Origin of the sequence: Cellulophaga sp. RHA_52 (assembly GCF_007827205.1) — a bacterium.
In the GTDB taxonomy this organism is placed as follows: domain Bacteria; phylum Bacteroidota; class Bacteroidia; order Flavobacteriales; family Flavobacteriaceae; genus Cellulophaga; species Cellulophaga lytica.
On record NZ_VIRZ01000001.1, the window covers coordinates 2,052,719 to 2,066,171 of the forward strand.

General features: G+C 32.1%; 11 protein-coding genes. 1 reads left to right on the forward strand and 10 read right to left on the reverse strand.

Annotated features, from left to right (window positions below; all coding sequences use genetic code 11):
* Positions 1-115 precede the first annotated feature (115 nt).
* A complete protein-coding gene (locus tag JM80_RS09055; RefSeq protein WP_144709798.1) occupies positions 116-766 on the forward strand; it encodes an SDR family oxidoreductase in 651 nt (216 codons plus the stop codon).
* Here the strand turns inward: JM80_RS09055 and thrC are convergent, their stop codons facing one another.
* From thrC to JM80_RS09105, 10 genes are all read right to left on the reverse strand, one after another.
* Positions 767-2,062: a threonine synthase gene (gene thrC / locus JM80_RS09060; RefSeq protein WP_144709800.1), complete on the reverse strand. Its 1,296-nt coding sequence runs from the start codon at positions 2,060-2,062 to the stop codon at positions 767-769.
* A 29-nt stretch (positions 2,063-2,091) separates the two neighbouring features.
* Positions 2,092-2,844, reverse strand: a complete 753-nt coding sequence (locus tag JM80_RS09065; protein ID WP_144709802.1) for a shikimate dehydrogenase — start codon at positions 2,842-2,844, stop codon at positions 2,092-2,094.
* On the reverse strand, positions 2,816-3,835 hold the full coding sequence (locus JM80_RS09070; protein ID WP_038504520.1) for a DUF368 domain-containing protein: 1,020 nt from the start codon (positions 3,833-3,835) through the stop codon (positions 2,816-2,818). Before JM80_RS09070 ends, JM80_RS09065 begins: the two co-directional genes overlap by 29 nt.
* A 5-nt stretch (positions 3,836-3,840) precedes the next feature.
* The gene (locus tag JM80_RS09075; RefSeq protein ID WP_144709804.1) at positions 3,841-4,854 is read right to left on the reverse strand and encodes a DUF368 domain-containing protein; all 1,014 of its coding nucleotides are present in this window, start codon (positions 4,852-4,854) and stop codon (positions 3,841-3,843) included.
* Positions 4,855-4,884: 30 nt separating this feature from the next.
* The gene (locus JM80_RS09080; RefSeq protein ID WP_144709806.1) at positions 4,885-6,285 is read right to left on the reverse strand and encodes a tetratricopeptide repeat protein; all 1,401 of its coding nucleotides are present in this window, start codon (positions 6,283-6,285) and stop codon (positions 4,885-4,887) included.
* A 101-nt stretch (positions 6,286-6,386) separates the two neighbouring features.
* Complete coding sequence (locus tag JM80_RS09085; RefSeq protein ID WP_144709807.1) at positions 6,387-7,568, reverse strand: aspartate aminotransferase family protein; 1,182 nt, start codon at positions 7,566-7,568, stop codon at positions 6,387-6,389.
* Positions 7,569-7,575: 7 nt separating this feature from the next.
* On the reverse strand, positions 7,576-9,303 hold the full coding sequence (locus JM80_RS09090) for an OstA-like protein (protein ID WP_144709809.1): 1,728 nt from the start codon (positions 9,301-9,303) through the stop codon (positions 7,576-7,578).
* Between the two features lie 136 nt (positions 9,304-9,439).
* The gene (locus JM80_RS09095) at positions 9,440-10,711 is read right to left on the reverse strand and encodes an adenylosuccinate synthase (RefSeq protein ID WP_013619862.1); all 1,272 of its coding nucleotides are present in this window, start codon (positions 10,709-10,711) and stop codon (positions 9,440-9,442) included.
* Positions 10,712-10,724: 13 nt separating this feature from the next.
* The gene (locus JM80_RS09100) at positions 10,725-11,174 is read right to left on the reverse strand and encodes a Fur family transcriptional regulator (RefSeq protein ID WP_013619861.1); all 450 of its coding nucleotides are present in this window, start codon (positions 11,172-11,174) and stop codon (positions 10,725-10,727) included.
* A 42-nt stretch (positions 11,175-11,216) separates the two neighbouring features.
* The gene (locus tag JM80_RS09105) at positions 11,217-13,421 is read right to left on the reverse strand and encodes a bifunctional (p)ppGpp synthetase/guanosine-3',5'-bis(diphosphate) 3'-pyrophosphohydrolase (protein ID WP_013619860.1); all 2,205 of its coding nucleotides are present in this window, start codon (positions 13,419-13,421) and stop codon (positions 11,217-11,219) included.
* Positions 13,422-13,453: the final 32 nt, after the last annotated feature.

Genomic DNA, 13,453 nt, shown 5'->3' on the forward strand with positions numbered 1-13,453 from the left:
TGGCTGTGTAAAATACGCTAAAAACAAAGTACAAAGGCTTTGTTAATTTGTATTAAACTAACGTTAAACCAGTTAAGATTTTAGGAATTGCCTTAAAGGAATGTTATACTTAGGTATGGAAAACATATTAGTAGCCGGTGCCAATGGTACCACAGGAAAACAAATAGTGAACCTTTTAAAAGAATCTCAGTATTTTAACCCTATTGCAATGGTTAGAAAAGAAGAGCAAAAAGAATATTTTAAAGCAAAACAAATAGATACTGTTCTTGGAGACTTAGAGGGCGATGTAGATAAAGTATTTAATAAAACAGAAAATGTAGATAAGGTGCTTTTTGCTGCCGGATCTGGAGGAAAAAAAGTAGTAGAAGTAGACCAAGAAGGAGCAAAGAGGTTAATTGATGCATCTAAAGAAAATAACATTAAAAAGTTTGTTATGTTAAGCTCTATGGGAGCAGACAAGCCTGAAGAGGCAGAACAACTGCAAGAGTATTTAAAAGCAAAGCATAACGCAGATGAATACTTAAAAGAAAGTGGATTAAATTACAGTATTGTACGCCCTGGTTCTTTAACCAATAATGAGCCCCATAACCAAATAGAGCTCCAAGAAAAGTTAAATAAAAGAGGTGAAATTAGTAGAAATGATGTTGCACAAACATTAGTGAGAACACTAAATGATGACGTAGCAAACAAGGCCACTTTTGAAATTATTAAGGGTGATACCTTAATAGGTGAGACCTTAGATAAATTTTCTACTGTAAATGCTTAGTTAGTTATTTAATAAGTAAGATTTTAAGTCATTGTAGCTGCCAATTTTGGTGGCTACTTTTGTTTTGTGCATTACTTCTTGTATTTGCTCTGGCAATGGTTGTTTTTCTTTAATTACGTCTTCAACTACATCTAAAAATTTTGTTGGGTGAGCAGTTTCTAAAAATACACAATGTACATCATTATTATTTTTTAAATATGCTTTGCAACCTAAATAACCAACAGCTCCGTGTGGGTCAGTTACATAGTTATAAGTTTTGTAAATATGCGCTAAAGCTTCTTTTGTTTCTTCATCAGAAAAACTATAAGAAGATAAATTTTCAGTTAAAGCGCCAAAGTCATTTTTGTGTATTTCTTGTATACGAATAAAGTTACTAGGGTTACCAACATCCATAGCATTGCTTATAGTTTGTACAGATGGTTTTGGATTATATTCTTGTGTTTTTAAATATGTAGTAACAACATTATTTTTATTGTTAGATGCTATAAAATGATGAATAGGTAAACCCAATTGCTGCGCCATCATACCAGCACATATGTTACCAAAATTACCACTAGGAACAGAAAAAACTATTTTTTTGTGCGTGTTATGTAACTGCTTATAGGCAAAAATAAAGTAAAATAATTGTGGTAGCCAACGCGCTACGTTAATTGAGTTTGCAGATGTTAATTGCATTTTGCTAGTTAATTCTTCGTCTAAAAATGCGCGTTTAACCATATCTTGGCAATCATCAAAAACACCGTCTACTTCTAAAGCAGTTATATTTTGCCCTAAAGTTGTTAATTGTTTTTCTTGTATATCACTTACTTTTCCGCTAGGATATAAAATAACCACGTTTACACCTTTTACACCTAAAAATCCATTGGCAACAGCGCCACCTGTATCTCCAGATGTAGCTACCAATACAGTAACCTCATTAGTGTTATTTTTATTAAAATAGCCAAGACAACGAGCCATAAAACGTGCCCCAACATCTTTAAATGCCATTGTTGGTCCGTGAAAAAGCTCTAATGTAGACACATTCTCATCTAACTTAACCACAGGAAAATTAAAGGATAATGTTTCCTCTACAATGGTTTTTAGAACATCCTCTGGAATTTCAGGAGAAACAAATTGTTTAATGGCTGTAAAAGCAATTTCTGAATTAGATAAATTGTCTAAATTTTTAAAGAAATCTGCAGGTAAAGGTGTTATACTTTCAGGAAAATACAATCCTTTATCTGGTGCCAAGCCTTTTATAACTGCATTTTTAAATGTAGTATTAGGCGCTTTTTTGTTTAACGAGTAGTAATTCATTTTTTAAGGTATTCTAAATTTATTATGTGCTAGCTATTCCAAATTCTCCATGATTCTTCTGCTTGGTGCTCTAGCATATGTTGTCCGTTACTAATAGTAGCTCCTTGGGCTTCTCCTGCACTTAAAAATGCTGTTTTGTCTGGGTTGTATATAAGATCAAAAAGCAAATGTTTTTCTGTTAAATGCAAATAAGGGATAGTGGGCTTATCTGTAATGTTTGGGTGTGTTCCTAAAGGAGTACAGTTTATAATAACGGTATTTGTTTTAATTATATTTTTATCTAAATCTGTATATGTAAATTGATTTTTTTTAGGTTTTCTGGATACATATGTACATACAATGCCCAAATCTTCTAAAACATATTTTACTGCCTTAGATGCACCACCAGTACCTAAAATTAATGCTTTTGTATGGTGTTTTTTTAGATGAGGTTCTATGGATTTTTTAAATCCATAGGCATCAGTATTGTAACCAATTAATCCGTTTTCTGTAAATTTTATAGTATTTACAGCTCCAATAGCTTTGGCTTTTGCATCTAAACTAGTTAAAAACGGAATTACACTTTCTTTATAAGGAATGGTAACATTACAGCCTTTAATATTAGAGTTATTTTCTAATGTAGTTTTAAACTCTTCAATTTTTTGATAGTCAAAATTTACATAGACATAGTTTGTTAACCCAAGTTTTTTAAACTTGTGTGTAAAGTAATTTCTAGAAAAAGAATATTCAATATCTTTTCCTATTAACCCAAACTTATACTGTTTTTTTTCTGTTTTTTCCATACCAATCTAGGACCAATAAAATACTTATTCCTATAACTACAAAAAAAACTGCCCACCAAGTTTCAGAAATCACAAAATCGGGAAAATAGCGAGAATAATTCTTGATAATTTCGTTTCCGTTAGAGTCTATTAAAATATTCCCAACAGCATCTACTTTATATACAGTTTTTTTCCAAGGCCAAACAACTCCCAAAGACCCCGTTATAAAGCCCAAAATAACAGCTGTTGTTATGTGTTTAAAGTGTTTTAAAACGTAACTTATAATGTGAGACAATGTTACCAAACCAATGGCAGAACCTGCTGTAAAAACACCAAGTACGGTTAAGGTATTTAAGCGTTCTGTGTTTTTGGTAAAACTAAAGTCGCCTTTAATTATTTCTGTAAATGTGTCATACAAGGCATTAACGGAGTCTACCAAAAGTAGTACATAATTGCCTAAAAGAATTAATATAAAAGATCCAGATAATCCTGGGAGCGTCATACCAGATACACTAATAATTCCACAAAAGAAAATAAAAAAAAGATTGTCATTTTCTTTAGCCGGATTTAAGAAACTTATAGAAATCCCTATTGCTAAACCAACTAGGGCAGCAAAAAAGGTTTTTTTGTTCCAATGATCAAACCCCTTGGCAATGTAATAAATAGAACCTACAATCATTCCAAAAAAACAAGACCACACATATAACTCATTATGCTCTAAAAAGTAGTCTAAAATTTTTGAAACGCTAAAATAGCTTACTAGCATACCAAAAATTAGTAACGTAATAAATGTGCCGTTAATGTAATTATAAAAACTCTTGAGTCTGCCATTTAAAAGCAGTTTTAGAGCTTTAAAGTTAAATTTTTGTAGTGAGTATATAAACTCTTCATAAAAGCCTCCCACAAATGCAACAATACCGCCAGAAACACCAGGGACTTTATTTGCAGCACCCATACATAGTCCTTTAACAACAAGGAGAAACTTGTCTAAAACTGTTCTAGTATGTGCCATTGTGTTTATTTGTTTTTTGTAGCTATTTTTTCTAGTATAAAAATAGTTAAAAAACCTGTCACCATTAGTGCAATTGCAATCATAGTTTGCGGATCTATATAATGGTTTAACTCTGAGTATTTTATTGGCAGAATACTTTCTTCTGTAACCGTTTTAAACGATTCAAAATTATGTATGTTTTTTTGATAAACAGCTAATGTTCCAAGATCAGATATGGTATTAAAAGGTACAATTTCTCCTGTTTCATCTACCATTACAGTTACTGTTTTTTTCCAAGGCCAAACTTTGTTTAAAGAACCTAAAATAAAACCAGTTAAAAGTGCTAGTGTAGTATTGTGATAATTTTTAAATAGCCATTTTAAAACTCTACTAAAACTTAATAACCCAATTAAAGCACCAGTAGCAAACAAGGCTATTTTTTTTAAATCAAAATCATGAAAAGCGTCACTTAATGTTTTGTAAGCTCCCATAATTACTAAAATAAAAGAACCAGATATACCAGGCAAAATCATTGCGCAAATGGCAACAGCTCCAGCAAAAAGTAAATAATATGGGTTAGTATTGGCTGCTAAAGCTGGTAAACTTGTAATATAATATGCTAACCCAGCACCAATAATTAAAGCTATTACTGTTAGTGCATTCCACTTTGTAATTTGTTTGCCTACAAAGTAAATACTCACTACAATTAAACCAAAAAAGAACGACCAAATTAAAATTGGGTGGTATTCTATTAAATATTTAGCCAAACGCATAAAGGAAATAAAACTTATTATTATCCCTGTTAGTAAGGCTAATACAAAATTGCCATTTGCTTGCTTCCAAAATGCTTTAATACTATCATTTTTTAACGTTTTAAATAGAGATAAGTTTATGTTGCTTATACTATTTATTAGTTCTTCATAAATACCAGAAATAAATGCAATTGTACCTCCAGAAACACCTGGTACAGCATCTGCGGCACCCATAGCTAAACCTTTTAGCGTAATAATTAAATACTGTAGTAAGTTACGTTCTTTCATAATTGTAATAAAAAACGTAAAAATATAGATTTATTTGGAAGAGTTACTATATTCTATAATAATGTTGTTAATCCACGTGTTATTTTTAAACTGAGGAAAATCTAACTTAAATGTAGCTACCTTTTTTGTGTTAACACTTAGTGCTTTAACCAAATATTCTTTTGTTTTTATAGTCTGATTTAGGGCCATATGTGAACCCGCAATTTTGTATAAAATATCTGCATTGTTTGGGTAAAACTCTAAGGCTTGTTGTAGTATTTGAATAGCAGAATGTAAGTCTCCTTTTTTTATTACTAAGGTGCTCCAATTTAGCCATGTTTTTAACTCGCAATCTCCTAAATCTACCATTTTTTGATATGCAACCTCTGCATCTTCAGCCAAACCTAAGGCTTCATATATTAGTGCGCTTTTCTCCCAATAGAATAAATTTTCTTCCTCTATATTAATTGCTTTAGTTATGTATTCTTTTGCTTTAACATAATCTTCTTGCTTAATATAAAAGCTGGTAATTGCTAACCATCCTTTATCTAACAAAGGATCTTCATGAACGGTTTTATAATAGAATAGCCTAGCTAGCTCTGTATTGCCTATTTTTTCATGACATTTGCCAATACGTAAATATGCAAAAGCAGACGGATCTTCAATTTCTATAGTAATTTCATAATTTTCTATAGCTTCATTGTAGCGTTTTAATTTTTCAAGAATTTTTCCTTTCTCAAAATAAGCGCCAACAAAACTATCATCAGAAATAATAGCAAAATCAAAAGCAGCAATAGCTTCTTTGTACATTCCTTTTTCTATGTACTGCTTACCTAGTTGATGCCAAGCTACCTCACAGTATGGGTTTTTTTCTAGGTAATCATTTAAAAATACAATGGCACCATCAAAATCTTCTAAAAAGTCAAAACAATAAATAATGTTGTAAAGAGATGCGTAATCGTGTTCATCAAACAAAACACATTGTATAAAATGTTTTTTTGCTTCTTCAAAATTGTCCATAAAAAGGTGTTCCATACCTAATAGAGAGTGTATGTCTATAGAATCATCAGATAAGGTTAAGGCCTTTTCTAATAACTGTATTGCTTTATTATGGTCGTCTTTTTTAGAAAATATATTTGCTCTTTGTATGTATATTTCTTCATTATTGCTATCAATAGTTTGTAAACTATCTAGCATACTTTCTGCAAGTTCAAGGTTATTTTCAAAAACGTGAACCTCTACTTCTAAAAGTTTTAACTCTATGGTACTTGGGTGTTGGGTTAAGCCAATTTTAATGGCTTTTTTTGCCAATGACATTTTTCCATTGTTTAAATAATGGTGAATAATGTCTTCAAAATCTTCCGCGTCAAAGAAGTAGACGTCATCTGTCTTTAGCATTGACTCAAATTTTGCTATTGGTCTGTCAGGTCTTTCTTCAGCTTCAAATGCCATATAAATTCTTTCTTGCTTGATAAGATTAAAATAAAAGTAAGGTTTTAGGTTACTTTTTTTTGATTGCTACCGTGTATATTATTAACAAAATAGTTAACAAATTACTTTTTGTAGGAGTCTAAAGCTTCTAAAATAAGTGCACATCCTTGTCTAATTTCTTCATTAGAAATGGTTAAAGGAGGAGAAATACGCAGTGCTTTAGGCTCAAACAATAGCCAGAATAATATTAGTCTGTTTTTAGCGCAATGCATTACAACATGGTTTGTAATATCTGCATTTACTAGCATAACAGCTAGCATTAAACCTTTGCCCCGTATTTCTGTAATGTACTTGTGTTTTAGTAGTTTTTTAAATAGTTTTTCTTTTTCTAGAGTTTCTATTATTAAGTTACCACTAGTTAGTTCTTGTAATGTAGCTAAACTTGCAGCAGCAATTACAGGGTTGCCGCCAAAAGTGGTAATATGTCCTAGTTTAGGATTAGATTGTAAATTTTTCATTATTTGGTTTGATGCCACAAATGCGCCAACTGGCATACCAGATGCCATTCCTTTACCTATAACTAAAATGTCTGGTACACAGTTGTAGTGTTCAAAAGCAAATAGCTTACCTGTTCTACCAAACCCTGGTTGTATTTCGTCTAAAATTAATAAGGCGCCTACAGCTGTACAGCGTGCTCTTACCTTTTGTAAAAAATTATTTTTAGGCACTATAAAACCTGCACCACCTTGTATGGTTTCTAAAATTACAGCAGCAGTATCTGTTGTAATTTTCTCTAAATCTTTATCAGAATTAAAATTAATAAATGTTGTGCCAGGCACAAGTGGCCTATATGCACTTTTTTGAGATTCTGCTCCAGAAACACTCATACTACCCATAGTATTACCGTGGTAAGAGTTGTGTGCAGCTACAATTTTATGTCTTTTTGTAGTTCTTTTAGCTAATTTTAAGGCTCCTTCAATAGCTTCTGTTCCAGAGTTAACCAAATAGGTGGTTTCTAAATTAGAGGGTAGTAGAGAAGCTAAAAACTTTGTATAGGTTACAGCTGGTTCTTGTACATATTCTCCATAAACCATGACATGCATATATTCTGATGCTTGCTTGGTTATTGCATCTACTACTTTTGGGTGGCAATGGCCAAGTGTACAAGCAGATACACCTGATACAAAATCTAAATGTGCATTGTTGTCTTGATCGTAAATATAACTGCCGCTAGCTCTAGAAACTTGTAAAGTTAAAGGATGCGGACTAGTTTGTGCTTGGTAGTGTAAAAAGTCCTTTTTCACCTGTAATTTATTTTTGTTGCTTTAGTTTTGTACTTGGTACTGGCTTAGATAATGTAGGTTTAGGTACCCCTTTTTTTCTTGTAGCCTTGGTATTGGGCGGGTTATTTATGGGATCTCCTTGGTTTTTATGTCGCTCTTGCTCTTCTGCATCAATATCTATAGGGTTACTAATGCCTCTAATTATAGGTAAAACAAGATTGTTGTCATCCTCACCAAAAATATCGTCTTTGGTATAAATACGCTGGTCTCCGTACCACACAAAACCTTTTAATTTAACACCTGTTTCTGGTTCTTGGCCTTCAGGAAAAGTTTGTCCGCTAGGGTTAATGTAATACGTTATAACATCTATAGTGTTTTCTTTCATCTCCATAGTAACTTTACCACAAAGTGATTTATCTATCCCAACAAACTCATTTTGGTCGTTATATGAATAATAAATAACCTCTACATTTTGTACAAGATCTATAAAGTTTAGCTCATTGTTTACAAATTTGCCAAATAGGTTTTTACCTTTTGCTTGGTTGTAGCCGGTTTTACTAATTGTATCTAAAGATATTATAAAAGCATTATTAATTACCTTTAAAGAGTCTAATTTATCCGTCTCTAAATCGCTTATTAAATGTATGCTATCTCCTGTCATTTGGTTGTCAATATTCCAAATAATAGGGTTTGTAATAAGTTGTGTTATTCCAGTTTTTTGATCAAAGTGAATAGAATCACACTTACCACTTATATCTGTTTTAAAAAACTTTGCATCCCTAAACGCACGTATAATTCTATTGTCTGGTTTTCCTGTAACCATTAAGGTATCTCCGTGCATGTATAATGAGTCTTTCTCCATTACATTAATAGCAACAGCTCTTTTGGTAGCAAAAACAGAGTCCTTTTCTTTGTATACTTCTGCATAATGTGCTCTAATAACACCATCGTTTACGGTATCTGTAACTACTATATTATTTGTTGCAGATGCAAATTGTTTTCTTTTATTAAAATAAACACTGTCTCCCTCAATAATTTTATTGCTATAATCTATACGTGTGTTTTTTATACCGTAGCCGGTTTCTACTTTAGAGTCATAATAACCACGTTCACAATACATAACATAGTCTTTACCTGTAATTGTAGACGGACCATACATATACACGTGTTCAGAGTCTGTGTAATAATCCATTTGTTCAGATAATACGTGGTATTTAGGATTTTCTACAGTAACACTATCTAACAACTGGTATTTGTTGGTTTCCATAAAAAACCTACCAATTCTACTTTTTATAGTATTTGCAGTATCTACTATAGTTCCAAAATGTCTGTAGTACGACTCCTGTTTTTCTCTATCAAAATACAAAGTATCTGTAGTAAGTGTAGCATCTGGACTTTGTAAAACTACATTTTTAGATGCCTTTGCAAGTTTAATATCTCCAAAATATTCTAATTTGCCACTGTCCATTTGTATAGAGTCTCCTTGCTGCATACGTACATTGTCTATAGCAAGAAGTCTGTTTTCTTTTGGATAAAACACAGCAACATCACACCAAAGGGTTGCTCCTTGGTGTTCAAACTCTACTTGTCTTTCACTATCTCTACTAAATATAGATGCGCCAGGTAGCTTAACTTCATCTTTAGTGAAGTTAGCACCGTGTACTATTTTTATTTGTTTTTTTTCTGTTGATTTATCTTGTGCGTTAACACTAAAAACAAATAAGATTAAGCCAATAACTAATTTGTATTTAAACAAGTCTTAAAATTTTGGTCAAAAATAGGTTTTTTTTGATTGTTCTGATAACAGATTGGCATAGATTTAAGATTATGCTCTTTTTAGTCTATTGTAGCGTAAAAAAAAAGCCACATTTTTAAAATGTGGCTTTTTATGTTTATCTATTAATTGTCTGTTTTCTATCTGGACCAACAGAAATAATTTTAATAGGAATTTCTAATTCTTTTTCTAGAAAATCTATATACTCATTTAATTCTTTTGGAAACTGAGATGGATCTGTCATTTTGGTTAAATCTTCTTTCCAACAAGGGAACTCTGTGTAAATAGGTTTTACATTTTCAGGTTCTATATTATAAGGTAAATGAGAAATTGTTTCTCCTTTATACTCATAAGCAGTACATACTTGTAGGCTGTCAAAACCAGAAAGTACATCGCCCTTCATCATATTTAATTGTGTAACACCGTTAACTTGGCAGGCATATTTTAGAGCAACAAGGTCTAACCAACCACAACGGCGAGGTCTACCAGTTACTGCGCCAAACTCATGACCTACTTTGGCCATATTAGCTCCAACTTCATCAAACAATTCTGTAGGGAATGGGCCAGAACCAACACGTGTAGTGTAAGCTTTAAAAATACCGTATACTTCTTTTACTTTGTTAGGAGCAATGCCCAAACCAGTGCAAGCACCAGCTGCTGTTGTGTTAGAAGAAGTTACAAATGGGTACGTACCAAAATCAATATCTAATAAAGACCCTTGTGCACCTTCTGCTAAAATAGTTTTACCTTCTTTAATAGCTTGGTTTAAATACTCTTCACTATCTATAAAAGTTAATTCTTTTAAACGCTCTACAGCATCAAAAAACTCAACTTCCATTTCTTCTAAATCATACTGTACATCTACATTGTAGAAACTAATCATAGTTTCATGCTTATCTGCTAAATGACGGTACTTTTCTTTCCAAGAATCCAATTCTAAATCGCCAACACGCATACCGTTTCTACCAGTTTTGTCCATATAAGTTGGACCAATACCTTTTAATGTAGAACCAATTTTAGCTTTTCCTTTAGATGCTTCAGATGCAGCATCTAACAAACGGTGTGTTGGTAAAATTAAATGTGCTTTTCTAGATATAATTAGTTTAGCCTTATAGTCTATATTAAATTGATCTAAACCTTCTAGTTCTTTAACAAAAACAACTGGATCTATTACAACACCGTTACCAATAACGTTCATTGCTTTTTTGTGGAAAATTCCAGATGGAATTGTTCTAAGCACGTGTTTAATGCCGTCAAATTCTAAGGTGTGACCAGCATTTGGTCCACCCTGAAAACGCGCAATAATATCGTAATCTTTAGTTAGTACATCAACAATTTTTCCTTTTCCTTCGTCTCCCCATTGGAGTCCTAGTAGTAAATCTACTGCCATTACTTGTAATTGGTTAGTTGTTTTCTTTTTTATTTTTTGTTCCGTAAAAGTATAGCGAGTGGTTTGTTATTTTAATATCAAACACATCCTCTATTGTTTTTTTAATTGACTGTATTCTAGGGTCACAAAACTCCATTACCTCACCCGTATCTGTTAGTATAACATGATCATGTTGCCTATCAAAATAAGATTTTTCATATTGAGCCTGATTTTTGCCAAACTGGTGCTTACGTACCAATTTACAATCTAATAAAAGTTCAATAGTGTTGTATAAGGTTGCTCTACTTACTCTATAGTTTTTGTTTTTCATTTTAATATAAAGAGATTCTATATCAAAATGATCTTCACTTTCGTAAATTTCTTGGAGTATAGCGTAGCGTTCGGGTGTTTTTCTGTGTCCGTTTTCCTCTAAAAAAGTCGTGAAGACATTCTTTACAATGTCTTGATTTTTGTTACTACCCATAGTATTTCTACAGCTTTTCGGTTTGCAAATGTAGTGTAAATTTTAAAGTCTAACTACTTTATCTATACCGTTAATTTTCTTTAAATTGTTAATAAGCTTAATTAAGATAGAATTATTTTTAACTACAACCGTGATTTTTCCTGAGAAAGTGCCGCCATCTGTACTAAAGTTAACGCTTCTCATGTTCACGTGCATTTGTTGAGAAATAATTGAAGTTAAGTCGCTAATTAAACCAATATTGTCTATTCCTGTTAGTTTTATGTTTGCTGTAAATTCTTGTTGTGAAGAATCTATCCACTTAGCCTGTATAATTCTATATGCATAATTAGATTGTAAAGATATGGCATTTGGGCAATTTTTTGTGTGCACTTTAATACCTTCATTTACACTAATAAAACCAAATACATCATCACCAGGTATAGGGTTACAACATTGTGATAGCTTATACTTTAGTTTTTCTTCTTCTTTACCAAACACTAACTGGTCATACTTTGCAGTAATCTCTTCTTTATCTATATTGTCTGGAGCCGTATTTCTTCTAATTCTATTTTTAAAGAAACTAATAAAGGCGTTGCTATAAGATGATGCAAATTCTTTTATTTGGTTATTATCTATAGATCCAGTGGCAATTCTGTAAAATAAATCTAAGCTGGTTCTTAGTTTAAAATGATACACCATTTTGTTAATGGTATCTTCATTAAAACTAATTTTTTGCGATTTTAATTTACGACGTAAAATTTCTTTGCCTTCTTCTGCAATTTCTTTTTTCTCTTCTCTTAAAGAAGATTTAATTTTAGATCTTGCACGTGCCGTTGTCGCATAGTCTAACCAACTTTGGTTGGGTTTACTTTTTTCTGATGTAATAACCTCTACTTGGTCTCCACTATGCAAAATAGTATTTAAAGGTACAAGCTTACCATTTACTTTTGTTCCTCTGGTTTTTAATCCAATTTCTGAGTGTATATGAAAAGCAAAATCTAAAGATGTAGCACCTTTTGGTAAGGATTTTAAATCTCCTTGAGGTGTAAAAACAAATATTTCTTTAGAGTAGAGGTTTAGTTTAAACTCTTCAACAAAATCTACTGCATTTGTATTTGCATTTTCTAATGCTTCTTGTAGTCTGTTTAACCAAACTTCTATACCTTGTTCCTTTTGGTCTCCGTGTTTGTATTTAAAGTGTGCAGCATAACCTTTTTCTGCAATTTCATGCATACGCTCACTACGTATTTGCACCTCTACCCATTTGGCATCTGGTCCCATAACGGTAATGTGCAAGGCTTCATAACCTGTAGATTTAGGAGAAGATATCCAATCTCGTAAACGTACGGGGTTAGGAGTAAAATTGTCTGTTACTACAGAGTAAATTTTCCACGCTAAAAACTTTTCATTTGCTTTATCTGATTTGTAAATAATACGAATAGCAAACTTGTCATAAATTTCATCAAAAGGCACATTTTGTACTTTCATTTTTCTACGAATAGAAAAAATAGACTTCATACGGCCTTTAATGGTGTAATTTAACCCTTCTTTATCTAAAGAGTCTTGTATGGTATGTGAGAAAGAGTCAATGTACTCTTGTTGCTCTTCTTTAGTTTCTTCAATTTTATCCTGAATGTCATTGTAGACTTCGGGCTCAGTATACTTTAAACTTAAATCTTCAAGTTCTGTTTTTATGTTGTAAAGCCCAATTCTGTGTGCAAGAGGCGCATAAATATAAAGTGTTTCAGAAGCTATTTTTAACTGTTTATGCTCTGGCATAGAATCCATAGTGAGCATATTGTGGTAACGGTCTGCTATTTTAATAATAATAACCCTAACATCATCATTTAAGGTTAAAAGCATTTTTCTAAAATTTTCTGCCTGTTGGGATACATTCATATCCTTTTTTAGGTGAGCAATTTTGGTTAAGCCATCTACAATTTTAGCTACAGTTTCACCAAACAAACGCTCTATATCTGCCAGAGTATATTCTGTGTCTTCTACAACATCATGTAGTAGGGCAGAGGCAATAGATACAGCATCTAACCCTATTTCTGAAGCTACAATTCTTGCAACAGCTATTGGATGAAAAATATAGGCTTCACCAGATTTTCTGCGCTGATCTTTATGTGCATCTACAGCAATTTCAAAAGCAGATCTAATGAGTTTTTTATCTTCATCAGAAAGTGTTAAGTAACTAACGCGCAGTAATTCTTTATACTGGCGTGTAATTTCTTTGTTTTCTTTTTCTATTTCAGCTTCTGTCATATAAACTAAAATTACATTAAACTTTGGTAATA

Bases quoted from the DNA above. Each gene is read 5' to 3' on its own strand.
- JM80_RS09055 (WP_144709798.1), top strand. From the start codon at position 116: ATGGAAAACATATTAGTAGCCGGTGCCAATGGTACCACAGGAAAACAA.
- thrC (WP_144709800.1), bottom strand. From the start codon at position 2,062: ATGAATTACTACTCGTTAAACAAAAAAGCGCCTAATACTACATTTAAA.
- JM80_RS09065 (WP_144709802.1), bottom strand. From the start codon at position 2,844: ATGGAAAAAACAGAAAAAAAACAGTATAAGTTTGGGTTAATAGGAAAA.
- JM80_RS09070 (WP_038504520.1), bottom strand. From the start codon at position 3,835: ATGGCACATACTAGAACAGTTTTAGACAAGTTTCTCCTTGTTGTTAAA.
- JM80_RS09075 (WP_144709804.1), bottom strand. From the start codon at position 4,854: ATGAAAGAACGTAACTTACTACAGTATTTAATTATTACGCTAAAAGGT.
- JM80_RS09080 (WP_144709806.1), bottom strand. From the start codon at position 6,285: ATGGCATTTGAAGCTGAAGAAAGACCTGACAGACCAATAGCAAAATTT.
- JM80_RS09095 (WP_013619862.1), bottom strand. From the start codon at position 10,711: ATGGCAGTAGATTTACTACTAGGACTCCAATGGGGAGACGAAGGAAAA.
- JM80_RS09100 (WP_013619861.1), bottom strand. From the start codon at position 11,174: ATGGGTAGTAACAAAAATCAAGACATTGTAAAGAATGTCTTCACGACT.
- JM80_RS09105 (WP_013619860.1), bottom strand. From the start codon at position 13,421: ATGACAGAAGCTGAAATAGAAAAAGAAAACAAAGAAATTACACGCCAG.